25 protein-coding genes are annotated in these 26,219 nt (G+C 59.9%); 9 read left to right on the top strand and 16 right to left on the bottom strand.

Going from position 1 to position 26,219, the window contains the following annotated elements; translation table 11 throughout:
* Nucleotides 1-21: 21 nt before the first annotated feature.
* The 8 genes from yqeH to spoVAC all read right to left on the bottom strand — a co-directional run bounded on the left by yqeH (nt 22) and on the right by spoVAC (nt 8,292).
* Nucleotides 22-1,149 carry a ribosome biogenesis GTPase YqeH gene (yqeH, locus tag ACFO3S_RS13665; RefSeq protein ID WP_378096819.1) on the bottom strand — a complete coding sequence of 376 codons (1,128 nt, stop codon included), beginning with the start codon at nt 1,147-1,149 and terminating at the stop codon, nt 22-24.
* Nucleotides 1,136-1,675 carry a YqeG family HAD IIIA-type phosphatase gene (locus tag ACFO3S_RS13660; protein ID WP_378096816.1) on the bottom strand — a complete coding sequence of 180 codons (540 nt, stop codon included), beginning with the start codon at nt 1,673-1,675 and terminating at the stop codon, nt 1,136-1,138. The genes yqeH and ACFO3S_RS13660 overlap by 14 nt, the downstream gene beginning before the upstream one ends.
* A 140-nt stretch (nt 1,676-1,815) precedes the next feature.
* On the bottom strand, nt 1,816-4,041 hold the full coding sequence (locus ACFO3S_RS13655; protein WP_378096813.1) for a DUF4129 domain-containing transglutaminase family protein: 2,226 nt from the start codon (nt 4,039-4,041) through the stop codon (nt 1,816-1,818).
* The gene (locus ACFO3S_RS13650) at nt 4,038-5,279 is read right to left on the bottom strand and encodes a DUF58 domain-containing protein (protein WP_378096810.1); all 1,242 of its coding nucleotides are present in this window, start codon (nt 5,277-5,279) and stop codon (nt 4,038-4,040) included. The genes ACFO3S_RS13655 and ACFO3S_RS13650 overlap by 4 nt, the downstream gene beginning before the upstream one ends.
* A 2-nt stretch (nt 5,280-5,281) precedes the next feature.
* Complete coding sequence (locus tag ACFO3S_RS13645) at nt 5,282-6,235, bottom strand: AAA family ATPase (protein ID WP_378096807.1); 954 nt, start codon at nt 6,233-6,235, stop codon at nt 5,282-5,284.
* Nucleotides 6,236-6,408: 173 nt separating this feature from the next.
* Nucleotides 6,409-6,759, bottom strand: a complete 351-nt coding sequence (gene spoVAE / locus ACFO3S_RS13640; protein ID WP_378097269.1) for a stage V sporulation protein AE — start codon at nt 6,757-6,759, stop codon at nt 6,409-6,411.
* Entirely contained in the window at nt 6,759-7,793 is a 1,035-nt protein-coding gene (spoVAD, locus tag ACFO3S_RS13635) for a stage V sporulation protein AD (protein ID WP_378096804.1), read from the bottom strand. Before spoVAD ends, spoVAE begins: the two co-directional genes overlap by 1 nt.
* Nucleotides 7,780-8,292, bottom strand: a complete 513-nt coding sequence (spoVAC, locus tag ACFO3S_RS13630) for a stage V sporulation protein AC (RefSeq protein ID WP_378096801.1) — start codon at nt 8,290-8,292, stop codon at nt 7,780-7,782. The genes spoVAD and spoVAC overlap by 14 nt, the downstream gene beginning before the upstream one ends.
* Before the next feature lie 183 nt (nt 8,293-8,475).
* Between spoVAC and sigK the strand changes: the two genes are divergently transcribed.
* The 7 genes from sigK to ACFO3S_RS13595 all read left to right on the top strand — a co-directional run bounded on the left by sigK (nt 8,476) and on the right by ACFO3S_RS13595 (nt 16,832).
* Complete coding sequence (gene sigK, locus ACFO3S_RS13625; protein WP_378096798.1) at nt 8,476-9,177, top strand: RNA polymerase sporulation sigma factor SigK; 702 nt, start codon at nt 8,476-8,478, stop codon at nt 9,175-9,177.
* 240 nt (nt 9,178-9,417) lie between these two features.
* Nucleotides 9,418-11,217, top strand: a complete 1,800-nt coding sequence (locus tag ACFO3S_RS13620) for a cache domain-containing sensor histidine kinase (protein WP_378096795.1) — start codon at nt 9,418-9,420, stop codon at nt 11,215-11,217.
* On the top strand, nt 11,214-12,002 hold the full coding sequence (locus ACFO3S_RS13615; RefSeq protein ID WP_378096792.1) for a response regulator transcription factor: 789 nt from the start codon (nt 11,214-11,216) through the stop codon (nt 12,000-12,002). Before ACFO3S_RS13620 ends, ACFO3S_RS13615 begins: the two co-directional genes overlap by 4 nt.
* A 112-nt stretch (nt 12,003-12,114) precedes the next feature.
* Complete coding sequence (locus tag ACFO3S_RS13610; RefSeq protein WP_378096789.1) at nt 12,115-13,518, top strand: ABC transporter substrate-binding protein; 1,404 nt, start codon at nt 12,115-12,117, stop codon at nt 13,516-13,518.
* Between the two features lie 108 nt (nt 13,519-13,626).
* Nucleotides 13,627-14,595: a carbohydrate ABC transporter permease gene (locus tag ACFO3S_RS13605; protein WP_378096786.1), complete on the top strand. Its 969-nt coding sequence runs from the start codon at nt 13,627-13,629 to the stop codon at nt 14,593-14,595.
* A 4-nt stretch (nt 14,596-14,599) separates the two neighbouring features.
* Nucleotides 14,600-15,454, top strand: coding sequence for a carbohydrate ABC transporter permease (locus ACFO3S_RS13600; protein WP_378096783.1), 855 nt, complete (start codon nt 14,600-14,602; stop codon nt 15,452-15,454).
* A 67-nt stretch (nt 15,455-15,521) separates the two neighbouring features.
* The gene (locus ACFO3S_RS13595; RefSeq protein ID WP_378096780.1) at nt 15,522-16,832 is read left to right on the top strand and encodes an extracellular solute-binding protein; all 1,311 of its coding nucleotides are present in this window, start codon (nt 15,522-15,524) and stop codon (nt 16,830-16,832) included.
* Nucleotides 16,833-16,925: 93 nt separating this feature from the next.
* On the opposite strand, the gene ACFO3S_RS13590 is transcribed toward ACFO3S_RS13595, so the two are convergent.
* Both ACFO3S_RS13590 and ACFO3S_RS13585 read right to left on the bottom strand, forming a co-directional pair.
* The gene (locus tag ACFO3S_RS13590) at nt 16,926-17,051 is read right to left on the bottom strand and encodes a hypothetical protein (RefSeq protein ID WP_378096777.1); all 126 of its coding nucleotides are present in this window, start codon (nt 17,049-17,051) and stop codon (nt 16,926-16,928) included.
* A gap of 734 nt (nt 17,052-17,785) precedes the next feature.
* Nucleotides 17,786-18,232 carry a tellurite resistance TerB family protein gene (locus ACFO3S_RS13585; RefSeq protein WP_378096774.1) on the bottom strand — a complete coding sequence of 149 codons (447 nt, stop codon included), beginning with the start codon at nt 18,230-18,232 and terminating at the stop codon, nt 17,786-17,788.
* Between the two features lie 190 nt (nt 18,233-18,422).
* Between ACFO3S_RS13585 and ACFO3S_RS13580 the strand changes: the two genes are divergently transcribed.
* Nucleotides 18,423-19,079, top strand: coding sequence for a 3'-5' exonuclease (locus ACFO3S_RS13580; protein ID WP_378096772.1), 657 nt, complete (start codon nt 18,423-18,425; stop codon nt 19,077-19,079).
* A gap of 60 nt (nt 19,080-19,139) precedes the next feature.
* On the opposite strand, the gene ACFO3S_RS13575 is transcribed toward ACFO3S_RS13580, so the two are convergent.
* Genes ACFO3S_RS13575 through ACFO3S_RS13550 form a run of 6 tightly spaced genes read right to left on the bottom strand, consistent with a single transcriptional unit; the run spans nt 19,140 to nt 23,954 of the window.
* A complete protein-coding gene (locus ACFO3S_RS13575) occupies nt 19,140-20,021 on the bottom strand; it encodes an urease accessory protein UreD (protein WP_378096769.1) in 882 nt (293 codons plus the stop codon).
* Nucleotides 20,005-20,685 carry an urease accessory protein UreG gene (gene ureG / locus ACFO3S_RS13570; protein WP_378096767.1) on the bottom strand — a complete coding sequence of 227 codons (681 nt, stop codon included), beginning with the start codon at nt 20,683-20,685 and terminating at the stop codon, nt 20,005-20,007. The genes ACFO3S_RS13575 and ureG overlap by 17 nt, the downstream gene beginning before the upstream one ends.
* Before the next feature lie 41 nt (nt 20,686-20,726).
* Nucleotides 20,727-21,461: an urease accessory protein UreF gene (locus tag ACFO3S_RS13565; protein WP_378096764.1), complete on the bottom strand. Its 735-nt coding sequence runs from the start codon at nt 21,459-21,461 to the stop codon at nt 20,727-20,729.
* 41 nt (nt 21,462-21,502) lie between these two features.
* Nucleotides 21,503-23,206: an urease subunit alpha gene (gene ureC, locus ACFO3S_RS13560; protein ID WP_378097266.1), complete on the bottom strand. Its 1,704-nt coding sequence runs from the start codon at nt 23,204-23,206 to the stop codon at nt 21,503-21,505.
* 30 nt (nt 23,207-23,236) lie between these two features.
* Nucleotides 23,237-23,617 (bottom strand): urease subunit beta, encoded by a 381-nt coding sequence (ureB, locus tag ACFO3S_RS13555; protein WP_378096761.1) that lies wholly within the window; start codon nt 23,615-23,617, stop codon nt 23,237-23,239.
* A gap of 34 nt (nt 23,618-23,651) precedes the next feature.
* On the bottom strand, nt 23,652-23,954 hold the full coding sequence (locus tag ACFO3S_RS13550) for an urease subunit gamma (protein ID WP_378096758.1): 303 nt from the start codon (nt 23,952-23,954) through the stop codon (nt 23,652-23,654).
* Between the two features lie 335 nt (nt 23,955-24,289).
* Between ACFO3S_RS13550 and ilvD the strand changes: the two genes are divergently transcribed.
* Nucleotides 24,290-25,975, top strand: coding sequence for a dihydroxy-acid dehydratase (gene ilvD / locus ACFO3S_RS13545; RefSeq protein ID WP_378096755.1), 1,686 nt, complete (start codon nt 24,290-24,292; stop codon nt 25,973-25,975).
* Nucleotides 25,976-26,219: the final 244 nt, after the last annotated feature.

Here is a 26,219-nt window from a genome sequence, read left to right as displayed (position 1 = left end):
TCGAGAGCTTGGATGCTCCGGCTACAGGATGCTGTCGCGCAGCATCACTTTGATTCCTTTAGGGGCATGCACGTCGATGACCGCCCCGGTCTTGCCGTTCACCTGAATCCACCCGAGGCCGGAGATGAACACGTCCTTCTCGACCTGGGGAGGAACGCGAAGCCGGTGCCGGGTCCACGGAGGAAGCGAGTCGAGATCCTCCCGGGCGGGCGGGCGGAGCATCTCGCCCCGATGCTGGGCATACAGCCCGTCGGCGCGCTCGAGCTTCGTTCTGTGAAGGGTTAATCCCCCGGACACTTGCGCCGTAAACGACTGGCGCTCCCCCTCGACGAAGTCGAAGCGCGCCAGCGCTCCGAAAAACAGCGTCTGCCCGGGGTTAAGCTGATAGGTCATCGGCTTAAGCGGCTTCTCCGGCAGCAGCGCCGCCAGATCCTTGCGGGGCACCCTCTCGGACATTCTCCAGTCGTAGACGATTCCCGGCGTATCGATGATGCTCTTGCCGTCGTCCAGCGGGATATGGACCGCGTCGAGCGTCGTTCCCGGATATCTCGAGACGGTCAGCTCCCGCTTCAGGTCGCTGTAGTCGGAGATCAGGCGGTTGATCAGCGTGCTCTTGCCGACATTGGTCGCTCCGACGACGTAGACGTCTCGGCCTTGGCGCCAAGCGTTCACCGCCTCGACGACGCGGTCAAACCCGAGATTGCGGCGCGCGCTGCACAGCACGACGTCCGCCGCCTTCAGCCCCTCTTCGCTGGCTTGCTTCTGCACCCAGTTGCGCAGCCGGTTCCAGTTCGTCACCGGTGGCAGCAGGTCGATCTTATTCACGACGAGCAGCACCGGATTGCGGCCGACGAAGCGCTGCAGGCCGGAGATCAGACTGCCCTGAAAATCGAACAGGTCGACAATGTGAACGACCAGGCTGTCGGTTTGCGCAATGCCGCCAAGCAGCTTCAGAAATTCGTCCTGATCGACGGCGACGGAGGAAGCCTCGTTATAATTTTTGATGCGGAAGCAGCGCTGGCATATGGCGCCGTCCTTGTTCAGCGAAGAAGCGGGAACGTAGCCCGGCTTGCGCTGCTCGTCGCTTTGCAGGACGATGCCGCATCCTCCGCAGCGCGGGGAGGGAAGGGTGGTGTCACTTGCTGCCATGCCGTGAGCCTCCTTCTTCCGGCCAAAGCCCTTTTTTGCGCAGGCGGGCCAGCGCGATCTTCTCGATGCGGCGGTTGATCTGCGTCGCCCAGCCTTCTTCGGCGGGAGCGATCGGCGTCACCAGTATCGTGTGCAAGCCTGCGCGCCTGCCGCCCAGCACGTCGGTCAGCATCTGGTCTCCGACGACGACCGTCCGCTCCGGCGGCAGCTTCATCTGCCGCAAGGCCCGTCTGAAAGCCGCCCCGGCCGGCTTGCGGGCCGCCGGGATGTAAGGCAGGTTGAGCGGCGCGGCGAACCTGCCGACTCTCGTATCGTTATTATTGGAAAGAATGACAACCTGAAACCCCCGCTCCCGGACCAAATCCAGCCAGCCGATCAGCTGCGGGGTCGCCAGCGGGGTTTTGGCGCTCACGAGCGTATTGTCAAGATCCGTAATCATGCCGCGGATACCTTGAGCATGCAATTCATTCAGATCGATATCGTACACCGTGTGGACGATCCGATCGGGAAGCAAACGCTTGAACATCTGGAATAACTTCTCCTGTCTTTAACGGCTAATCTTCCTCAAAATATACCATACCCCATGCGGCCATGCAAAAAAGAAAACAGCCTCGAAAGTCATCGCGGAGATGATCGAGGCCGTTCTCTGCCGCAGCCGCAACCCGGCTACAGCGCTTTGCGAATTTTCTCCGACACTTCATTGAAGTCGGCCAGAAGAGCGCTATCTCCTTGCCCTTTCCCGTATCTCGCTTTCTCGAACAGCGTGAGCGCCCCTTCGAACTCCGGACTCAGCGACGAGAACTTTCCGCTCCAGCGGGTGAACGTCTCGCGGATCGTCTCGTGCGGCTCCCTGCGCAAGCCTTGGCGATGGAGGAAGCGGAGCAGACGCTCCATCTCGCGCACAATCCGCTGATCCGGCGTCGCGCCTCGGGAGCGAACGCGGGTCCACGCGATTTTTCCCCAGCGGCTCCTGAAGGCGAACACGGCTGCGGCGGCGAGCAGAAGCGCCGCGGCGACGGCGACTCCGGCCGTTACGAGCCAACGGTTATCCTGAACGACGACCTCCGGTTCGACGGGGGCCGCGTCCACCGGCGCCGACGTCTCGACGGGGGCAGGCTCGCTGGCCAGGCGCGGCTGCGGAACCGAGAAGCCGGAGGTCGGCTCGAACGGAATCCAGCCGTGTCCCTCGAAATACACTTCCGCCCACGAGTGGGCGTCCGCGTTCCGAACCGTATACGTCCCCGCGCCCAGCGGATCGAATTCCATCTCCGGTCCGCCGAAGCGAGCCCTTTCCATGGCGGCTTGATCGTATCCGGTCGCATAGCCTTTCACCCAACGCGCGGGAAGACCGAGCGATCGGGCCATCACGACGAACGAAGTCGAGAAATAATCGCAGTAGCCTTCCTGGATCTCGAACAAAAACGCGTCCACGATATCGCCGTTCCGGTTGGACTGGCGGGACAGATCCGGCGTATTCGTGTACGGGAACGTCTCCTTCAAATATTGCTCCAGCTTCTTGGCGCGATCGTACGGATTGCCGATTCCCGCCGTCTGCTCCGCGGCCAAGTCGCGAACCCGCTGCGGCAGATCGTCGGGCAGCTGCAAATACGGCGTCAAGTCGATGCTGCTCGGAGCGGACGGGTCGAGATTGCGCAGCGCTTCCTCGTCCAGCACCGTCACCTCGGAGACGACCGAATAAGTCTGCACGCGGGCGGATCTGCCCCATCTCAGCTCCCATTCGCTCGGGCTCCATCTCAAGCCCGCATTGTTGTCGCTCTTCAGCTCGGTGACCGCCGCCGCCGGACCGGCCGCAAACAGCACCGGCAGTCTGTCTCTGCGCTCGATCGTCACCGTCTGTACGACCTCGATCGTCTCCACGCCCTCGGCGCGGGGCGGATTGAGCTCGTAGCTCGGGACGTCCTGACCGACCGCAGCCGGAACGAGAACCGGATTTCTCAAGTCCTCCCAGCCTTCTCCCGTATATACCGCCTTGCTTTCTCCGCGCCAGTAGCTGCGCTGGGAGGTCGTTACGGTCATCACCGGGGAATAATCGAATTGAAAGCCTCCCCCGATCTTGCGGTCGTCCCGGCTGTAGCCCGACAAGGAAGAGCCTGCGCTTCCCGACGCGTTCGACCGCTGCACGCCTCCTTCGCCGGAAAATACCGGAACCTCTCGTCCCTGCGCTTCCGTCCAGATCGTATACGGATCCTCGAGAATGATCGGGGCGCGGGGCATCACGATGCCGCTCGCCAGCACGATCGAAATGATCAACACCGCAGGGATCGCGATGTCCAGCGGCCGCTCGGCCATCGCCTCCCAGCTGTTCGGATGACGAATCTGGAGCTGTCTGAGGTGCAGAACGACGAGCCAGGCCAGCCCGGCGGTGACGATCCATGCGATGTTGCGCCACAGCTCCAGCGGGAAAAACGAATCGACAATCGCCATCCCTGTAATCGACAGCACGATGATCGCGATCGCGCCCGCTCTTCTCGTCCCGATCCAGGCCAGAGCGTGCACGGTCAGCAGCGTCCCTGCGGCCAGCTCGAAGAACGGATGGAACGATGTCAGATGAAACGTGAGAAATTCGCCGACCCTATCCCACGAACGCCAGCTTTCCGGCCAGCCTCCCCACTCGATCGGAACGATCCAGACGATCATTCCGACGACGGCGAGCAGCTGCAGCAGCAGTCTGACCCAAATATGGCGGGTGAACAGCAGCTCCGTGACGGCGGCTGCCGCCAGCGTGCCGTAAACGACGGCGTACGTCTCCTCCCACCAGTAATCGGAGAAAACCCGAACCAGCTGGAGCACGACGACGATGGCGAGAAGACGGTGAAGACGCTCCAGCACGAACCGTCTCCAGAACCGTCCCGAGAGCAGGACGTTCCTCATGCGGATGCACCTCCGATCGCCTGGGGCAGCGCGTCCAGCTCGCGGATCGAGACGAACTCCCATTGCTTGGACTGGCACAGCAGCTGCCAGTGGCGAAGCTGGGCGGCCGCCTCCGCAGACATGGATGGATGGCCGATATGGATGATGCTCGGCACCATTCTTTTGCTTTCCAGCACGCTCATGGCGGCCGACAGCTGCTCGTCCGCGCCGGAGCCGATCACGACGATGTGAACGCCCGGCTCGTAACGCTCCGCCACCTGGGCGAGCAACCGGTCCATCGGCCAATCGCCGTCCGCTTCGACGTCGACCAGATGCTGAAACACCTCGTCCCTGGACACCGGAGCGCGTCCTTCGCCGTACCAGCTTTCGTCCCGACCGGCCGACACGAACCCGACCGGCATGCCGCGGGAGATCGTCAGCTCCAGCAGCGAAGCGGCCGCCGATACGGCCAGCTCGAACTGTTCCGGATGCGCGTAGGCGTAGGCGTTCCGATCCAAGACGAAGACGACGCGGGGCAGCGCCTCTCTTTCGAACTCCTTCGACTTCCACTGCCCCGTCTTCGCCGTCGCGTTCCAGTGGATGCGCGACAGCCGGTCTCCGTGAATGTATTCCCTGACCCCGTCGATCTGGGTCGTCTCTCGGGCCCACAACGCCGTGAACGTATGCTGGAATACCCCCCGCTGAGAGCGCCTGAGCAGTCTCCAATCCTTTAACGGAACGGTCCGGGGCAGCACCTGCACGAGCAGCGGCTGCCGGAACGAGCCGCGATGCTCGAACAAACCGAAAATATCTCTCGTCGAGCAGTCGGTCTCCTGAAATTGATAACGGCCCCTTCTCAGCGGAGCGGTCTCGAACTGCACCTCGCCCTTTCTCCGGTAATCCGGGACGAAGGACATCTCGTAGATTTGCGCGTCGCCGCCGGTCGTGCGGACCAGCTTCTCTCTGACGATAACGTAAGGAAGCGGCCAAAAACCGGGGACGTGCATGCGCAGCTTCACCTGCAGCCGCGTGCCCGCGGTCAGGAGCGCCGACTTTCCGTCTCCGGCCTCCGTCAGGCGGACGCCCTCCACGCCGCCGATGCCGCTCCATCGTCCGAGCATCAAGTAAACGGCGAGCGCGTTTAATATCGCGAACAGCATCAGCGACGTTTTCCCGCCTTGGAACAATAAATAGCAGAGCGAAATGAGGTATAGAGCCGCGCTCCACCACCAGACGCGGGGAAATGGCAGACGCGTCATGATCAGCGCTCCATCCCTACGGGCACCGGCAGCATGCGCAGCACGTCCTGCAGCACCTGAACGGTCGTCACGCCCTGCATGCGGGCTTCAGACCGCAAGTGAAGCCGGTGGCCGAGCACGAGCGGCGCCATCGCTTTCACGTCGTCCGGCAGGACGAAGGCGCGATGATTCAGGAAGGCGAAGGCTTTGGCGGCGGCCGTCAGCGCTACGGCGGCCCGCGGGCTTGCGCCGAGCAGAACGGCCGAATGCTCGCGGGTGCCGCGAACGAGGCCCACCAAGTAGTCGGCGACCGACGATTCCAGATGGATCTCCTCCGCCAGCTTCTGCATGCGGGCGACGTCCTCGACCGTCGCCACCGCTTGCAGCGCCTCCGCGGCGCGGCTGGCGCCCGGCTCCAGCACGAGTCTCCTTTCCGAGGCTTCGTCCGGATATCCGAGCTTGATCTTCATCAGAAAGCGGTCCAACTGCGCCTCGGGCAAGCTGTAAGTGCCCTCGAACTCGATCGGGTTCTGCGTGGCGAACAGCATGAACGGATGAGGAAGGTGGTAGGTTTCCCCGTCGACGGATACGCGCCTTTCCTCCATCGCCTCAAGTAAAGCCGACTGCGTCTTCGTCGTCGCGCGGTTAATCTCGTCGGCCAGCAGCAGGTTGGCCATGACGGGGCCCGGCCGGAACACGAACTGCTCCAGCTTCGGATGATAAATGGAAACGCCCGTAATATCGGTAGGCAACAAGTCCGGATTACATTGAATGCGATGGAAAATACCGCCGATCGACAAGGCCAGCGCCTTGACCATCTGCGTCTTGCCGGTGCCCGGCACGTCCTCGATCAGTACATGCCCACCCGCAAGCAGCGCAGTCAGCATGGAAGCGATTTCTTCTTTTTTGCCGTAAATACAGGATTCCATGTTAAGTCTGATCCTATCTAACAGTTGCATCGCGGCATGTTGATCCATTTCTCGCTCCTCCTATCGCAATCTACTTCGATGTACTTTTGCGTGTCACGTTTTATTATACCGGAATTTGGATTGCATCGTAAATTTTAGTTTCTTCCAAAAATCAATAGAAAAACAGCCAAACCCGGGTCGGGCTTGGCTGCCTCTGAAGCGGAACGGCCAACGAATCGGAATCAGCCTTTCGGCTTGACGACCAAAGCGGCCAAAAACGAGAAAACGATGGCGGCGGATATGCCTGCGCTCGTCACTTGGAAGATCCCGGTGATCACGCCGATCCACCCGGATTCCTGAAGCTCGGTCAGAGCGCCGTGGACGAGCGCGTTGCCGAAGCTCGTAATCGGCACCGTCGCCCCCGCTCCGGCGAAATCGACCAACGGATCGTACCAGCCGACGGCGTCCAGCAGCGCTCCCGTCACGACCAGCAGCGACATCGTATGCGCCGGAGTGAGCTTGGCGACGTCGAACAGCAGCTGGCCGACGACGCAGATGGCTCCTCCGACGACGAACGCCCATACGTAGGTCATCATGCGTTTGCACCTCCTTGTCCCGAGTTGCCGGCCTCGATCGCGACGGCGTGAGCGACGCAAGGGATACTCTCTCCCTGCTGATAGGACAGCGGGCTGAGCAGCGCGCCGGTGGCGACGACGAGAATCCGCTTGAGCTCTCCAGCGCGCATGCGCTTGAACAGATGCCCGTAAGTGACGACCGCTGAGCAGGCGCAGCCGCTGGCTCCCGCCTGCACCTTCTGCTTCTCCACGTCGTAGATCATGAGCCCGCAGTCTCTGAACGTCGTTCGTTCCATCGGCACCCCGTTGCGCTGCAGCATCTCGCTGGCGAGCGGGTGCCCGACTCCGGCCAGATCGCCGGTGACGATCAGATCGTAATAGCCCGGATCCCGGCCCGTCTCCTGAAAATGGCTCTGAATCGTGTCGACGGCGGCCGGAGCCATCGCCGCTCCCATGTTAAACGGGTCCTTGATGCCCAGGTCGAGAATTTTGCCGATCGTGGCCGCCGTGACGACGGGGCCCGTCCCGCTGCGGGCCACGATCGAAGCGCCCGCTCCGGTGACGGTGAATTGCGCCGTAGGCGGCTTCTGGGAACCGTATTCCGTCGGGTAACGGAACTGCTTCTCGACGGTGCAGTTATGGCTGCAGGTGCCGGCCATGACGTAATCGGCGGCTCCGGTGCCGACGAGGAGCGAGGCGATCGCCAAAGATTCCATCGATGTGGAGCACGCTCCGAACACGCCAAGATACGGCGCCCCCAGCTGTCTGATCGCGAAGGTCGTGCTGATGATCTGGTTCATCAAATCTCCGCCGACGAAAAAATTCAGCTTGTCCTTGGAGAGATTGGCATGCTGCAAAGCGATATCCGTCGCCTGCTCCATCAGCGCCCTCTCCGACTTCTCCCAGGTCGGCTGGCCGATCTCCAGATCGGGGTGGACGAGATCGAAGTCTGCGGCCAGCGGCCCCTGGCCTTCGTCCGGACCGACGACCGTTCCGGTCCCGATAATGACGGGCGGCCGTTCGAATACCCAAGACCGTTTACCCTGCAGCATCGTGCCACGCCCCAATTCCGAACACCCAATAGATAATGCCCACGACGAATGCGGCCACGACGCCGAACACGATGACCGATCCGGCCAGCTTGAACATATTGGCGCCTACCCCGAGCACAAGCCCTTCCGCGCGATGCTCAATGGCGGCCGAACACATCGAGTTGGCGAAGCCGGTGACGGGAACGGCGCTTCCCGCGCCCGCCCACTGGGCGATTTTGTCGTACACGCCCAGACTCGTCAGAATGACGGCCAGCAAAATCATGACGGCTACGGTCGGATTGCTGGCGTCCTTGGACGACATCTGAAACGCCGCCATAAAAAACTGAGTGACGCCTTGACCGATCGTGCAGATGATTCCGCCGACCAGAAACGCCTTCAGGCAATTGGTCCATACGGACCGGGCCGGTTCGCGCGCCTTGGCGAAGGCTTGATACTCCTTGGACGACATCGATACGGGCTTGAAATTTCCGGTGCCGCGCCCGGCGCCTTTGACTGCCATTGTGAACACCTCCATGAGAAATCGGGATTCAACTCATCGCGTTCATTATTTCCCATTGCAGGGCATTGTCATTCGACAAAATGACTTTTAATCCGGTGGAACAGGCACGGTTGGGCGTCCACCCACATACAATGATAATGCTTCTTTTTCCGCGAGCGATCCCACTTCCGGAGGTGCCATCCCGTGCCCGGTTTTATGACATCGATTGCCCTGTTTCTGAAACAGCTTTCCCTGCTCGTCTCCTATGTCAAAAACAACGCGTTCCCGCAGCCGCTCACCGACGACGAAGAGGCTCTTCATCTGAAACGGCTGGCGGACGGGGACCCGGTCTCCCGCAATCTGCTGATCGAACATAACTTGCGGCTTGTCGCGCATATTGTCAAGAAGTTCGACAACACCGGAGAAGATCTGGAAGATTTGATCTCCATCGGAACGATCGGCCTGATCAAAGCGATCGAGAGCTTCCAGCCGAACAAAGGAACGAAGCTCGCGACGTTCGCGGCCCGCTGCATCGAGAACGAAATACTTATGCATCTGCGATCGCTGAAAAAAACGAGAAAGGACGTGTCGCTTCACGATCCGATCGGGACGGATAAGGAAGGCAACGAAATTACGCTGCAGGATATTCTCGGCACGGAGCCCGACGAGGTCGTCGACAAGGTGGAGCTGAAAATCGAGAAAAGCAAAATTTACCGCAATCTCGACATTCTCGACGACCGGGAGCAGGAGGTCATCCGCGGCCGATTCGGTCTCGACGGCGGCGGAGACGAACGCACGCAAAGGGAAATCGCCCGGGAGCTCGGCATCAGCCGCAGCTATGTGTCGAGAATCGAGAAGCGGGCGCTGATGAAGCTGTATCACGAATTCTATAAAGCGAAAAGATAGGCGAATAAGGCGGCTCGCCAGCGAGTTGTCGCTCGCTTGAACACCGCTGGCTTGAGAAATATGCGGAATCGTTGAAAACGGCGGCGCGGAGGAAGCTGTCTCTGCGCCGCGATCGCAAGCTCCCCTGCTCGATCATGCGTTTCGCCTAGAGCGCATCCTCTCTTCTCCTCGAAGTTTGACACTCCGAACGAACTTAAGGTACGCTGAACCTGAAGATGACCAATCGAGGGACGGATCCATGTGATCAAATGGGCTGAACGGCTCGTTAATCTGCGTCGTATGAACACCTTGCGCAATCAGATCTTCGCCGGCTTTACGCTGACGATGATTCTTGTGCTTACTTTTGCAGGCGCTTTTATCTACGGCGAAGTCTCCGTTCTCCTGCGGCAAAGCGCCGAGAAGCATACCGAGCAGACGGCGATTCAGGCCAACGGAAGGCTGGCCGAGCTGCTGAGGCAGATCGATTCGCTGACGACCCAGATCGTAACGGACGCCTACGTGCAGGGGCTGCTGCTAAAGGAAGCGCAAGGGATGGCGTCCAACTTCAACGAGCGCCAGTCGCTGCTGCGGATCGCCAACAATTATATGGTCTACTCCTCCGGCATCAGCTCGCTCGAGCTGTATACGATCGATAACCGCCGGCTGTTCCCGCTGGACGATCGGATGGCCAACCGCATCTCCGGCGATGCGATCGAGGCGGCGGACGAGAAGCGAGGGCGCATTGCCTGGATCGGACTCGATCCGCGCGCGCCCAATTCGGTATTGGCGATTCGCCGCATCCACCTGATCGATCAATCCTACTTGCCCGGCGGCTATCTCGTCATTCACGTCAACCGCGATTACTTCGACATGAACGATCCGGACAAGGAGGACTCTCCCTCCGAACGTCGGGAATTTATGCTGCTCAGCGACCAGAACGGCAATCCGATCGTGTCGGACATCGACGCCGAGGCGGCTCAGTCGGTGCTTGCGCAGACCGGCAGCACAGTCATGATCGGACAGGAGCGGATGCTCGCCGTCCGGCAGCATTCCGATCTGACCGGCTGGAAGCTCGTGCTGCTCATGCCGGTCGAAGCGGCGACGGAAGGCATTTCCGTGCTGCGAACCGCCATCTATATCTCTATCGGCATCGCCGCTCTTGCCTTCCTGCTGCTGACGCTGCTGCTGTCCACGATGATCACCCGACCGATTCTGCGGCTGATGAGAAGCATGCGCGGGGCCAGATTCGGCGGATTGAAGCAGCTTCCCGCCAGCCGCAGCCGGTTCCGAACGCTGGAGCTCTCCGAATTGAACAATACGTATAACCAGATGGTGTCCCATATGAACGAACTCATTCAAGTCGTCTACGAGAAGGAAATTACGCAAAGCCGCACAGAGCTCAAGGCGCTGCAAGCGCAGATCAACCCCCACTTCCTGTTCAACACGCTGGAAGCGTTCTACTGGTCTCTCGAGGAAAAGGGCGAGAGCGAGCTCGCCCGCACGATCGTCGCGATGTCGGGTCTGTTCCGGTATGTCATCGGCAGCGCGACGGGCAGCGACGAATGGGTCACCGTTCGCGACGAGCTCGACCACGCGCAGCGCTACCTGCAAATTATGAAAATGCGGCTGGGCGACCGGCTTCATTGGCATATCGACGCGAACGAGGAGCTGCTGCGGGTTCCGATCCCGAAGCTGATCATTCAGCCGCTCGTGGAGAACGCCATTCTGCACGGCGTCGAAAGCCGGCTCGGCCCCGGCTCGGTGACCATTCGCGTATTCTCGGCCAGACTGCATCGGGCTACGGTGGCCGTCCTCGACGACGGCCCCGGAATGGACGCCGGGACGCTGGCCGGACTGATCCGGAGCATCGAGGACGGGACCGCGCCGGCGCCGAAAAAAGGGGCCGGCGTGGCCATGTCCAACGTACAGCGAAGACTTCGGCTTTATTATCCCGATTCGGCGGAGCACAGCAGCGGCCTGCGCATCGAAAGCGAGCCCGGCTCCGGCACGACCGTCCGCTTCGATATTACGATTCCTCCGGAAAGAGGCGAATTTTCTTGAAAACCATCTTGATCGTGGACGACGAACCGCGCACGCGCCAGGGCATTCAGAAGGCGCTCACCGCCTGGGCGGCGGGCAAATACCGGATCGAGAGCGCAGCCAGCGGAGTCGAGGCGCTCGAATGGCTGCGGGAGAAGCCCGCGCACATTATTATTACGGACGTCCGGATGCCGGAGATCGGCGGACTGCAGATGCTGGAGATGCTCGGCGAGCTCGGGCATCGGCCCGTCGTCATCGTCATCTCCGGCTATGCCGAATTCGAATACGCGAAAAAAGCAATTTCGCTCGGCGTGTTCGAATACTTGGTCAAGCCGCTGGACAAGACCGTGCTCATCGACGCCGTGCAGCGCGCGCTCCAGCTCGACAGCGGCCGGGAGCGACTCGACGCGATGGAGAAGCTCGTCGACCCGAAGCTTCTCGAGGCGGGACGCGACGAGGCGCGCTACGGGACTGCGATCAAGGAAGCGATCGGCTACATCGACGCCCATCTGCACGAGGCGATCGGGATGAAGCAGGTCGCCGAGCGGCTTCATCTGAACGCGAGCTATTTCAGCGTGCTGTTTAAGGAGCAGACCGGAGTGACGTTCAGCGATTACTTGACGCGCCGGCGGCTGCAGCGGGCGAAGGAGCTGCTCGCCGCCACCCGCATGCCGATCTGGGAAATCGCCGAGAAGGTCGGCTATCAGACCGCCAAGTATTTTGTTAAGGTGTTTAAGGACAACGAGGGAATTAGTCCGAACCAGTATCGACATCAAGTGCTTGATACCGAGCAATCTATCCAATAAAAGTGGAATTTCTCCCAATCGCTGGTTCCTTATGCGCTTACATTTTGGCCTCTATAATATTGACAGCGGTTACAAAATAACTGCCATCGAAAAAAGGGGAGGCTGAAATGAAATGAAGCGTATTTTCTCATTCACCATCGCCATCGTCATGCTGGCGTCCGTTCTGGCCGCCTGCAGCGGCGGCAACTCGGGCTCGTCCGGAGGATCGAGTCCTTCGAACAACAGCGGAGGCAGCTCCGCGCCGGCGCCGTCCTCCGGCAGCAAGCCGGCGGAGAAGGTTACGATTAATCTGTGGAGCTTCACGGACGAAATTCCGAATATGACGGCCAAATATTTGGAGCTGAATCCCGACGCGAACGTCGAGTTCTCGACGACGATCATCGCGACGACGGACGGCGCTTACCAGCCGGCGCTTGACCAGGCGCTCGCCGCCGGCGGCAAGGACGCTCCGGATATTTACGCCGCCGAGGCCGCGTTTGTCCTCAAGTACACGCAGGGCGACGCATCCGGCTATGCCGCGAACTACGCCGATCTCGGCCTGACCGACGATCTGGTGCAGGAAGCCGGCATCGCGCAATATACGGTCGACATCGGCAGCAAAGACGGCGAGCTGAAAGCGCTCGGCTATCAAGCGACCGGCGGCGCCTTCATCTATCGCCGCTCGATCGCCAAGGACGTATTCGGAACCGACGATCCCGCCGTAATCAAAAATGAGGTCGGCCCCGGCTGGGAGAAGTTCTTCGCTGCGGCCGCCAAGCTCAAGGAAAAAGGCTACGGCATCGTGTCCGGCGACGGCGATATGTGGCACGCGATCGAGAACAGCTCCGACAAAGGCTGGATCGTAGACGGCAAGCTGCACATCGATCCGAAGCGCGAGGAATTCCTCGATCTGTCGAAGCAGCTGAAGGACAACGGCTACCACAACGATACGCAGGACTGGACGGAAGCGTGGTATGCGGACATGTCAGGCTCCGGCGCCCAACCGATCTTCGGCTTCTTCGGTCCGGCCTGGCTCATCAACTACGTCATGAACGGTCAAGTAAAAGATACGCACGGCGACTGGGCGGTTGCGGAATCGCCGACCGGATTTTTCTGGGGCGGCACCTGGCTGCTCGCGAACAAGGACGTCGCCAAGGACGACGCCAAGAGAGCGGCCGTCGCCGACTTTATCAAATGGGTGACGCTGGACACTTCCGAAACGGGGCTCCAATATTACTGGGCTAACGGCACGATGAAGGAAGGCGAGGAAGGCACGAAGGACAGCGTCGCATCCTCCGTCGTCATGTCCAAATCCAACGGCGAGGTCGCCTTGCTGGGCGGGCAAAACATGTTCGACGTATTCGTTCCTGCCAACGCCAACGCAACAGGCAAAAACCTGACGCAATACGACGAGACGATCAACATCCTCTGGCGCGGACAAGTGCGCGAATATACCGCTGGCAACAAGAGCCGCGAACAGACGATCGCCGACTTCAAGCAGCAGGTGAAAGACCAACTCGGCATCGACAGCGAGTAATACGGCGCCGAAGGGGCGGGATGCCGCACTGGCACTGGCCGTCGACGAAGTCGGCGGCCGGGAAGGCGCGTTTCCTGCCCCTTTATCCGAACGAACGGGGTGAGAGCCATGCGCCGCAAGGGCGTCAGCTATACGAAATACGGCTATATTTTCAGTCTTCCTTTTGTGCTTGCGTTTCTGGTGTTCTCGCTGTATCCGATTCTGTATACCGCAGTAATCGGGTTCACCGATTTGAGAGGGTTAATCCCGAAGCCGATTCAAATTTTAGACAATCCGTTTCAAAACTTCAAAGACTTGCTCTTCGACAATGTCTCTTTCCGCAAATCGCTGGTCAACACCGGGCTGATCTGGATCATCAACTTCATCCCGCAGATCGTGCTTGCGCTTCTCCTGACCGCCTGGTTTACCAACCGGCGGCTTAACGTGCGGGGACAAGGCGCGTTCAAAGTGCTGCTCTATATGCCGAACATTATCACGGCGAGCACGATCGCCGTGCTTTTTAACTCCTTGTTCGCTTACCCGATGGGGCCGGTGAACAGCCTGTTCGAATTGTTCGGCTGGTCCGACGCCCCGATCTTCTTCCTTCAGGACAAGACGACGGCGCGCGGCATCGTCGGCTTCATACAGTTCTGGATGTGGTACGGCAACACGATGATCATCCTGATTGCTGGCGTGCTCGGCATCAATCCGACGCTCTTCGAGGCGGCGGCGATCGACGGCGCGAACGGGATTCAGACGTTCTTCCGGGTCACGCTGCCCAGCCTCCGGACGATTCTGCTGTACACCTTGATTACGTCGATGATCGGCGGCTTGCAGATGTTCGACATTCCGCAGCTGTTCCTGGCCGGCGGACCGGACGACGCCACGCTGACGGCATCCGTCTTCATCTACGGCCAAGCGTTCAGAGGCAGCTATATGTACAACAGCGCGGCGGCGGCGAGCATGATTATGTTCCTCATTGCGGCGGTGCTGTCGGCGCTGCTGTTCTACTTCATGCGCGATCGCGACGCGGGAAAACTTCGGAAAGCGCAGAAGAAGCTCCGCCAAGCCGCGAAAGCGTCGACAAGGGGGGCGTAACCGAATGAACCAAATCCGAAAAGACAACGTCATAACCCTTAATATCAACAGAACGCTGATTTACATCGTCTGCATTTTCCTGTCGCTGCTCAGCATCATGCCGTTCTGGATTATGTTCGTCAATGCCACGCGCTCCACTCCGGAGATCCAAAGCGGGCTGTCTCTGCTGCCTTCGAAGCATATGCTGGCCAACCTGGACGTGCTGCTCAGCAAAAGCTTCGACCCGCTGCAAGGGTTCCTGAACTCGCTGACGATCTCGGGCTTCTCGACGCTGCTGGCCGTTTATTTTTCCTCGCTGACCGCCTACGCCCTCGTCGTGTACAATTGGAGGATGCGCCAGCCCTTCTTTACCTTCATCATGTGCGTCATGATGATTCCGGTCCAGGCCAGCGCAATCGGCTTCTATCAGTTCATGTACCAGCTGCACTGGACGAACAGCTTTATGCCGCTCATTCTGCCTTCCATCGCGGCGCCGGCCATCGTGTTCTTCATGCGCCAGTACCTGCTGGCCGCTCTGTCGATCGAGATGGTGGAGGCGTCGCGCATAGACGGATCGGGCGAATTCTATACGTTTAACCGCATCGTTCTACCGATTATGACGCCGGCCCTCGCCACGCAAGCGATCTTCGCCTTCGTGGCCAGTTGGAACAACCTGTTCATGCCGCTCATCTTGCTTACAAAACAGGACAAATATACGCTGCCGATTATGGTAAGCTTGCTTAGAGGGGACATTTACAAGACGGAGTTCGGCTCGATCTATATGGGACTGGCGCTGACGGTGCTGCCGCTGTTCGTGATCTACTTCCTGCTGTCGAGGTACATCATCTCAGGCGTGGCGCTGGGCGGCGTTAAAGAGTAAGGATCGCTGTCATGTCCGATGCGCATCCTGCCTACGACGGCACGATGCCTGAATAGGGGGAGATCGTATGGGCCCAAAATACCGAATGTCGTTAGCGCTGACCGTTGGCCTGGCTCTTGTCTTATCCGGATGCGGCGGACCGAGCGATACTTTCGTCCCCGAGGGAGCCGTCGAAAAGATGACGATCCGCATGATGCACCTCTGGCCGGAAGCAGGCGCAGCGGGCCAGTATCAGATCGTCAACCGAATTATCGAGGAATACCAGGCGGAAAATCCGAACGTGACCGTCAAGCAGGAAGTGCTGGAGAACGAGCAGTACAAGGCGAAGATCAAGGTGCTGTCCGCCGTCAACGACCTGCCGGACGTCGGCATGACCTGGGCGGCCGGCTACCTTAAGCCGTTCGTCGAAGGCCAATTGTTGACGCCTCTGGACGATCTGCTGCGCGGCGATCTGAAGGATTCGTTCGTCTCGGGAACGACGGAAGCGTATGCCGTCGACGGCCTGACGTACGCGCTTCCGCTGGAATTCAACCTGGCCCCGGTCTACTATAACAAAAAGATTTTCGCCCGGTACGGGCTTCAGGTTCCGACGACTTACGAGGAGTTCCTGCATATTGTGGAGGTGCTTGCGGCGGCAGACGGCGTGGAGCCGATCGCGCTCGGCAACAAGGATCGCTGGACCGGCTCGCTCTGGTACATGTATATGGCCGACCGGATCGCCGGAACGGAAGCGCTCGCCAGCGCAATCAAGGGCGCCTCCTCCTTTACCGACCCGGGTCTAGTTGAAGCCGCGAAAAGGATCCAGGACCTGGTCGATATGGACGCGTTTAATCAGGGCTTCAACGGCCTGTCGAACGACGAAGCCAAAGCCGAGTTTGTGGATGAGAAAGCCGCGATGTATATGGTCGGCACGTGGGAATTGCCCAACTATACGACGAACCAGGACATTCCGCAGTCGTTCCGCGACAGCGTCGGCTTCTTCAAGTTCCCGGCCGCGGACGGCGAACGAAGCGATATCGACAGCTGGGTCGGAGGTCCCGGCGTCGGCCTGTTCGTCGCCGAGGATTCCCCTGTCAAAGAAGAGGCGAAACGGTTCGTCGAGTACTTCGTGAAGCGATGGGGCGAGGAGTCCGTTACCGGAGCGGGCGTCATCCCGGCTACGAAGGTGAACACGTCGAAGGGGCAGCTGCCGCAGCTCTATACCGATCTGTTTAACGAGGCCAACAAGGCGACGAGCATGACGCTGTTCGCCGATGTGCAGATGGCCCCGGGAGCCGCCGACGTGCATCTGAACCAGATTCAGGCGCTGTTCGGCCAAGAGATCACGCCGGAGGATTTCGCCAGAGCGCACGACGCGGCGATCCGGACGGGCCAATAATCGCGAGCAAGTCAAAGCCGGTTGTCCGCGCTGCGGACAACCGGCTTTGACTGTGACGTATCGAGCGGCGATCCGCATTCGGCACCTCCTGCTTCAATCGCGGGACTGCCCGCCGGTCTCCTCCTCGAGCTGCCTCAAAATCTCGTCCACCTCGTCCGGCGTAAAAATCTCCTCGTTGCGAATCTGGTCCTCCACACGAAAATGATCTGCTGGCAGCATGAAGCTTCTACCCCCTTTTGACAACTGGATCTAAAGACCCTCTATCGAATACGATTCCTGCAACTATTTTACTAACCGCTTCTCAACAAATTCTGAACAAACGCAGAACACCGTCTCGCGGACCCGCTCCAAACGGACCTCAAAAATGCCCCCGCTTCCGCCATAAGGGCAGAAGCAGGGGCAAGGATCAGCGTTACCAGGTTAAGCCGCTGTCGTATGCGATCGGTGGCATACGGTCGATGGTATGCGACCGATAGTATGCGATCGACGGCGCGCATCCTGCCGGTGACGTCTAACGGTTGCAGTGGCGCTTAATCGGCTGTTTTTCCGAAAAAGGAAAAGCTAACGGTTGCCATCGCGCTTATTTTGGGATTATCGAGCGAAACGGCGCGGTTTCGACTGAAATAGCCGCTGCTGCAACCGTTACAATCTCCATATTGCGAAAACGGACCAATTAGCGGCGCTGGCAACCGTTACGTTAGCGGGGTGGCGTCGGTTGGTGGGGGTTGGTGGGCTAGCTGTAGGCTGGTGGGTTGGCGCAGTTGGCGCGAGTGGGCCTTTGTCCGTGATGACCGCGGGCCCCTGCCAGTGTTGCCTATAGCCCCTGCCTCTCTCGTTTATCTCCGCCACACCCAAAATCTACCACTCCCCCGACTGGGACGATTCCTGCTGTGCCGCTTTTTGACCTTTTGCTTAACCTGACCGCATTGGGGGAAAGATTACTGTCTCTTTGGTTACAGACCGAAGTCGGAAGGGTTCAGATTAACCGCTCGGCAGATTTCGCGAACGACGCTCTTCTCCTGCTCGTCGAAATCCCCGTCGGCGGCGCCGATCGCGCAGCAGACGCTGATGACGATGCGGGAAATCTCCGGCTTGTCCTTGAGCTTCACAATCGGCTTCATCGCCTCCGCCTTGCCGATCATCGCGTCGAAATCGAAATTGCCCGTATAGAAATTGAATCGTTCGATGACTTTGGCCGTTTCGAACACTTTCAGCTCTTCGTTGTGCTGAATATAGCCGATCATCTTCTGCTTTTCCTCGCTGCTGATGCTGCCGTCCGCCGCGGCGACGATCGCGCAGCCCGCGACGACCGCGTCCATGAAATCCTTGTTCTTGAATTTGGTGACCTGGTCCTTCAATCCTTGCTTCATCGAGGCCAATCTCTGGGCAAACGTGCTCATGGTCATACTCCTCCCGCCTAAAACGAAAAATAGTTGATAGCTTATATTGTAGCCTACCGCCACGGTTCGATCAAATTCGACCTTTTTTCGGGTGCGAACAATTTTTTTCCACACTGACAAATGATCGGCGGCAGTCTATAATAACAGAGGTACGCCTTTCATTATCGGAATATTTCTAGAGGTGCATGCAGTGATTATTATCGTCTACGACCTGGAAATGACCGTGCGTCGCAAAAAAGGACAGATCGCGGAAATTATAGAGATCGGAGCGGCCAAGGTCGGTTCGGTCGACGGGCAGCCGCAAATCGTCGATACGTTCCAGGCGTTCGTCAAGCCTGTCGTCGTTCCGCAGCTGTCTGCCGACACGACCGAATTCACGGGCATCTCGCAGGAGGATGTCGACGCGGCCGAGCCGCTGGCGCAAGTCGTCCGCGAGTTCATCGACTGGATGGGACAGGAAGAGTACTTCTTGTGCGCATGGGGCCCCGACGACCAGCGGCAGCTGGTTCAGGAGTGCCGCCAGCATCGGATCTCGACGGACTGGATCGTCAACCATAACAACCTGCAGAAAATGCTCTCCAAAGTATACAAGCTCGAGAAGCACCAGCAGATGGGGCTGAAGCCTGCGCTCGAAATGCTGGAAATCCCGTTCAGCGGCTCCCACCATAGAGCGATGGACGATGCGATCAATACGGCCCGCATTCTCGTCAAGCTGTACGACAAGTTCCAGTTCCGGCGCAACAAGCTGAGCGACGAGACGGCGCTCGAGAGCGAGGTCGTCTACAAAACCGAGCATTACGAGAACCTGCCGTTCGCAGGGCTTGCCCATCTGTTCTCCGACCGATGAGGCGGCGCTGCCGAACGGAACGCGAACAAGCCTCGGCGTCTGCCGAGGCTTATTCGGTGTTTATTCGACATCGTGCATCCACGCTTCCCGGATCAGCCGGAGCGGCGGCAGCCCCAGCAGCTCCCTGCGAACGATGTCCCAGGCAATCAGAAGCAGCTTCTGCAGCTTCCAGGCGGCGTTCCCCGCCGCCTGGACCGCAAGACCGGGACCGTCCAGCCGTGCGACGCCCCACACGACGCCGCCCGGCAGCGCCTCGCCCGCTCCGCCGATCGCTTCGCGAATTCTGTCCGCATGAGCCCTCGTCAGCCGATCCGAGAACGCCATAAACGAGCCGACATGCGTATGCGCCCCGAAGCAGCCGGAATTCTCGACGGGAAGCGATGCGGGCTCCCACAGCTGCCGCTGGTAGTGGATCAGCTCTCCCTTGAAGCGCACCGTCAGCCTGGCGTCGTAGCTTCCGAAGGCGAACGCTTCGCCTCTGGACAGTCTGCCCGGACAGAAAATGTCGGTCATCATGCAGACCGCGTCTTCCGCCAGGTCGATCTCCGTCTCGGATCGAAACCGGGCGTCGCGAAACAGCATGACGGGCTCGGGCATCCATTCGAGCACAGCCCCGGCCTGCAAATCAAATTTCTGAGCGAGCTTAGCGTTCCCCTTCTCGCATGGATGGACGCGAGTGTACGACTGGTTCGTCGCGTACAGCCGCACGCCGTCCCGCAGCGTCCAATCGAACAGATAGCGGTCGCCCTCCAGCATGCCGGGCGATCCGTCCATCTGCACGACGGCCAGCTGGCGGCCGTCGCCGCAGCGGACCGGAAAAGCCTTCGCGATCTTGAGCGGCGACGAGTGGTACCGGGAGAGCAGCGCGGGCCTGCCGCCGGACAGCCCCGCTACCGCACGCAGCTCGGAAGTTCTCGCGATCTCGCTAGACCACGGCCGCATCGTTCGTCTGACGGAACACCCACTCGGCGACCTCGTCCAGCCCATGCCCTCCGAACAGATTGGTAAATACGAAAGGACGGTCGCCGCGCATGTGGCGCGAATCGCGCTCCATCACTTCAAGGCTTGCGCCCACGTGCGGCGCCAGATCAATCTTGTTGATGATGAGAAGATCGGATCTCATAATGCCGGGTCCGCCTTTGCGCGGAATTTTCTCGCCTTGGGCAACGTCGATAATGTAAATAAAACGGTCGACCAGCTCGGGGCTGAAGGCGGCGGCCAGATTGTCTCCCCCGCTCTCGATTAAAATCAGGTCCAGATCCGGAAACCGGTTCTCCAGCTCCTCCACCGCTTCGAAGTTCATCGAGGCGTCCTCGCGAATGGCCGTATGCGGGCATCCGCCGGTCTCCACGCCGATAATTCGCTCTTCCGGCAGACAGCCGGTGTCCGACAAGATGCGGGCGTCTTCCTTCGTGTAAATATCGTTCGTGATGACCGCCAGGTTGATTTTGTCCTTGAGCTCGAAGGCGATCCGCTCGACCAGCTTCGTCTTGCCCGAGCCGACCGGCCCGCCGATGCCGATGCGCATCGGCCTGCCGCTTACCGCTTGCGGCGTCACCCAGCCGTCGCGATGATGATGATGTCCGGGTCCTTTTCCTTGGCACATGGGCCATCCCTCCAAATGATAGATGTGTTTGATGGGTCTTGCTAAGACATGAACAACCGGGAATACAGCGTCTCGTGACGAATCATCGCCAGCTCGGCAAGCGGCATCGCGCTGTACGCGTCGTCGGGATCCATCTCCCGCACGGCCGACCATGCGGCAGCCACCGCCGGGAACAGCGCGGCCGTCAACCGCTGAGCCTCCGTCTGCCCCATCGAGAACAGGCGCAGGGCGGCGTTCACGCAGGTGACGACCGACGTATACAAATACCCTTCCGCCGCCTGATCGATCGGAATGCGCAGCGCTCTGCAGATCGTTCCGTAGACGAGCGGGTAGCTCCCGCGGCAGCGGCCGACTCGAACGTCATCGCCCAAACGGCTCCAATCCGCCCAGGGAAACAGCTCCGGCGCCAGCTTCAGCAGCCTCCTGCCGATCTTCTCCATGCCCTCGCGAGACTCCGGCGCAATCCGTTGGAGGTGCACCCGCTTCTCAATCCGGTAATCGTAGCGCTCTTCTCCCCGGACGCCCGTATGCTCGCCGTCGACGCTATCGGCCGCGTACACGGCTTTGACCACCATCAAGTCTCCGGTCGCCCAGCTGTGGCGAAGCATCCCTTCCATATAGGCCTTCAACTCATCCGCTGTCGTCAGAGCGCCGTCCTGCACAAGAGTCTCCAACCCGAAGGAATGGGCGAAGCTTCCGATCGGCAGCGCCGAATCGAGCAGCAGCTGCAGCGACAGCCAGCTTTCGGCGCGGGCTTCCTCCCCGCTCACCGTCATGTTAGGATCCGCCTCCTTCCCGGTCTAATCGGCCGCTCCCGCTAAAACAGGAAGTATCGCTGAGCCATCGGCAGCTTTGCCGCCGGTTCGCATACGGCCGGCTCTCCGTCGATCGTCACCTTGTACGTATCAGGATCGACTTCGATGACCGGCGTCGCGTCGTTGCGAATCATGTTTTTCTTGCCGATGCCGCGGCAGTTGCGGACCGGCTCGACGCGCTTCTGCAGCCGGAGCTCGCTGGCGACTCCCCGTTCGTACGCGGCCTGGGATACGAAGGTCAGCGAGCTCTTGTACAGAGACCTCCCGTACGCGGCGAACATCGGCCTGCCGAATACCGGCTGCGGCGTCGGGATCGAGGCGTTCGGATCGCCCATCTGCGCGTAGGCAATGCTGCCTCCCTTCAGCACCAGATCGGGCTTGACTCCGAAGAAAGCCGGGCTCCATACGACAAGGTCCGCCCACTTCCCGGGCTCGAGCGAGCCGACGATATGGGAGATCCCGTGAGCGACGGCCGGATTGATCGTATACTTGGCGACGTAGCGTTTAATCCGTTCGTTGTCTCCGTTCCCGTCGCCGGGAAGCGCCCCCCGCTGCGCCTTCATTTTGTCCGCCGTCTGCCACGTGCGCGTAATAACTTCGCCGACCCGTCCCATCGCCTGCGAGTCCGAGCTAATAATGCTGAACGCCCCCAGATCGTGCAAAATGTCTTCCGCCGCGATCGTCTCCGGCCGGATGCGGGAATCGGCGAACGCCACATCTTCGGGAATCGAGCTGTCCAGATGGTGGCACACCATCAGCATATCGAGATGCTCTTCGATCGTGTTGACCGTAAAGGGGCGCGTCGGATTCGTCGACGAAGGGATGACATTCGGGTGGCCGGCCGCCTTGATAATGTCGGGAGCGTGGCCTCCTCCGGCCCCCTCCGTATGGTACGTATGAATCGTCCGCCCTCCGATCGCCCGAAGCGTATCCTCGACAAAGCCCCCTTCGTTCAGCGTATCCGTATGAATCGCCACCTGGACGTCGAACAGGTCGGCTACGCCGAGGCAGGCGTCGATCGCCGCCCGCGTCGTCCCCCAGTCCTCGTGAAGCTTAAGTCCGATCGCCCCGGCCTCGATCTGCTCGATGAGCGGCTCCGGAGACGAGGCGTTCCCTTTGCCCAGAAAGCCGAGATTCATCGGAAATGCCTCCGCCGCCTCCAGCATGCGTCTGAGATGCCAGGCGCCCGGCGTGCAGGTGGTGGCGTTCGTTCCCGTCGCCGGGCCGGTGCCGCCGCCGATCATCGTCGTGATGCCCGAGGCGAGCGCCGTCTCGATCTGCTGCGGGCAGATGAAGTGAATATGCGTGTCGATGCCTCCGGCAGTGACGATCTTGCCCTCCCCGGCAATGACCTCCGTGCTGGCTCCGACGACCAGATTCGCGTCCACCCCGTCCATGATGTCGGGATTGCCCGCCTTGCCGATGCCGACGATGACGCCGTCCTTGATGCCGACGTCCCCCTTTACGATCCCCCAATGATCGATCACGACCGCGTTCGTAATCAGCGTGTCCAGCACGCCTTCGGAGCGGACAGCGCCGCTGGACTGGCCCATGCCGTCCCGGATGACCTTCCCGCCTCCGAACTTGCATTCGTCTCCGTATACGGTGTAATCCCGTTCGATCTCCGCCCATAGCTCCGTATCGGCGAGCCGCACGCGATCGCCGGTCGTCGGACCGAACATGCCCGCATAGCTTTCCCGATCCATCCGCATGCTTTACCGCTCTCCTTCTCTTGTCTAGATCCGGTCTTGCTTCTCTTCGAGAGCGGTCCAAGCCCGAAGGCGTTCGGCCACCTCGCTGGACATCTCTCCGCTGGCGTCGCCTCTGGTGATCGCGTTCAGACCGAACGACCGCTTGCGCCCTCCCAGCTCCGTCAACCGGACCGGCTTCTCTTCTCCGGGCTCGAACCGGACCGCCGTTCCCGCCGGGATCTCGAGCCTCATCCCGAACGCCTGCTGCCGGTCGAACCGCAAGGCCCGATTCGTCTCGAAGAAATGATAGTGGGATCCGACCTGGATCGGACGATCTCCCGTATTGCAGACGAGAATTTCCGCCGTTCGCCTCCCCTTGTTCAAGATGATTTCTCCGGCTGCCGCCCGGATTTCTCCAGGGATCATCGTCATCGCCTCCTTCGCGAACCGCTGCATCCGATTAAGCGATCGGATGGTGAACCGTCACCAGCTTCGTTCCGTCGGGGAACGTCGCCTCCACCTGCACCTCGGCGATCATCTCGGGCACCCCTTCCATCACCTGGTCCCGCGTCAGCAGCGTCGACCCGTAAGCCATCATCTCGGCCACGCTTTTGCCTTCTCTCGCCCCTTCCATAATGGCCGACGTAATAATCGCGATGCATTCGGGGTAGTTCAGCTTGATTCCTCTCGCCAATCTACGGTGCGCCAGGTCCGACGCCAGCGTAATCAGCAGTTTTTCCTTTTCGCGTTCCGTCAGATTCAACTCGGCACCCCTCCCTAAGCTTTCTTTCCATTATAAGTAATGGTCAATTTCTTGTAAATCTTTTATGTAATATTACCTAACATAATCAAGCGGTTTTCTCGAAAAAAGAAACCGGGTAATGAGGGTTGCATTGTTTAATGCGTTATGTTTTGTAACATTTATAAAATTGAAAAATCCGTTGGGAAGATCAGCCCTCGGCCGCTCGCGAGCGCGGACAGCCGCAAGCCCGGCGCCTGGCAAGCCTTGGGCGCAAGCCGTTCTGGTCAACCTGTCGGCATATGTGATAGAATCAAGGATATGACATTCCGGTTTATCCGATAGAGGGGGACTACCAGTTGGCTAACAAAAGATTGCGCTCCGACATGATCACCAAAGGCTTCGACCGCGCACCGCACCGCAGCTTGCTGCGGGCAGCCGGCGTTAAAGAGGAGGATTTCGGCAAACCGTTCATTGCCGTCTGCAATTCTTATATCGATATCGTGCCCGGTCACGTTCATCTGCAAGAGTTCGGCAAGATCGTCAAGGAAGCGATTCGCGAGGCGGGCGGCGTTCCGTTCGAATTTAATACAATCGGCGTCGACGACGGCATCGCCATGGGCCACATCGGCATGCGCTATTCCCTCGCAAGCCGCGAGATCATCGCCGACTCCGTCGAGACGGTCGTTAACGCCCACTGGTTCGACGGCATGGTCTGCATCCCCAACTGCGACAAAATTACGCCCGGCATGATGATGGCGGCGCTGCGCGTCAACATTCCGACGATCTTCGTCAGCGGCGGACCGATGAAGGCCGGACGCACGAGCGACGGCCGCGCCATCTCGCTGACCTCGGTATTCGAGGGCGTCGGCGCCTACATGACGGGGAAGATCGACGAGAAAAGCCTGACCGAGCTCGAACAGTACGGATGCCCGACCTGCGGCTCCTGCTCCGGCATGTTCACCGCCAACTCGATGAACTGTCTGGCGGAGGTGCTCGGCCTTGCCCTCCCCGGCAACGGCACCATTCTCGCCGTCGCTCCGGAGCGCCGCGAGTTCGTCAAGAAATCCGCGAAGCAATTGATGGAGCTGATCAAGCAGGACATCAAGCCGCGCGATATTGTGACTCTGGATTCGATCGACAACGCGTTCGCCCTGGACATGGCGATGGGCGGCTCGACGAACACGGTCCTTCACACGCTGGCGCTGGCGCACGAGGCCGGCATCGAATACCCGATCGAGCGGATCAACGAAGTCGCCAAGCGCGTTCCTTACTTGTCTAAGCTCGCGCCCGCTTCCGACCATCACATCGAAGACTTGCACAACGCGGGCGGGGTAAGCGCGATTATCAACGAGCTGTTCAAAAAAGAAGGCGCCCTGAAAGGCGACGTTCTGACGGTGTCCGCCAAAACGCTGCGCGAGAACGTCGAGGGAGCGGAAATTACCGACCATTCGGTTATCCGTCCGATCGACGATCCGCATTCCAAGGAAGGCGGTCTGTCCGTTCTGTTCGGAAATCTGGCGCCGGGCGGCTCGATCATCAAAGTCGGAGCGGTCGACAAATCCGTTGGCGGCTACCATCGCGGACCGGCCATCTGCTTCGATTCCCAGGACGAGGTGCTGAAGGGGCTTGCCGAAGGCAAGGTCAAGGAAGGACACGTCGTCGTCATTCGCTACGAAGGCCCCAAGGGCGGCCCGGGAATGCCGGAGATGCTCGCCCCGACCTCCCAGATCGTCGGCATGGGACTCGGAACGAAGGTTGGCCTTATTACCGACGGACGATTCTCCGGCGCGTCGCGAGGCATCGCCATCGGCCATATTTCCCCCGAGGCGGCGGAAGGCGGTCCGATCGCGTTCGTTAAGGACGGCGATATGATCGAGCTGGACATGAACAACCGGAAGATTACGCTGGAAGTGAGCGACGAAGAGCTGGAACGCCGCCGCTCCGAATGGAAAGGCTTCGAGCCGAAAATCAAACGCGGCTACCTGGCCCGCTACTCCGCCATGGTCACGAACGCAAGCCAAGGCGGCGTCATGAAGATCTAACCGCCAATCGCAAGCAGCGGCCCGGCCGCTCAACCAACAAAAACGCCTTCGGCGTCCTCCAGACGCTGAATCGCGTTTTTGCCGGAGGTGATTCAGGTAAGGATAGCGAATCTCATCCTTTCTGGCGTGTAATATAATCCGATTAGAACAGGAAATCCCCAGCGACTATCGAAGAAAGAAGCACCCGACAGAGAGAGCTTCAATCTTACCTACCCTACCCTAGGAGGTTGAAGTCGCATGGGGA

Origin of the sequence: Cohnella hongkongensis, from assembly GCF_042654645.1 — a bacterium.
In the GTDB taxonomy this organism is placed as follows: Bacteria; Bacillota; Bacilli; order Paenibacillales; family Paenibacillaceae; genus Cohnella; species Cohnella hongkongensis.
The sequence above is the reverse complement of the archived record's forward strand: the minus strand, read 5'-3'. Positions and strand labels throughout refer to the sequence as shown.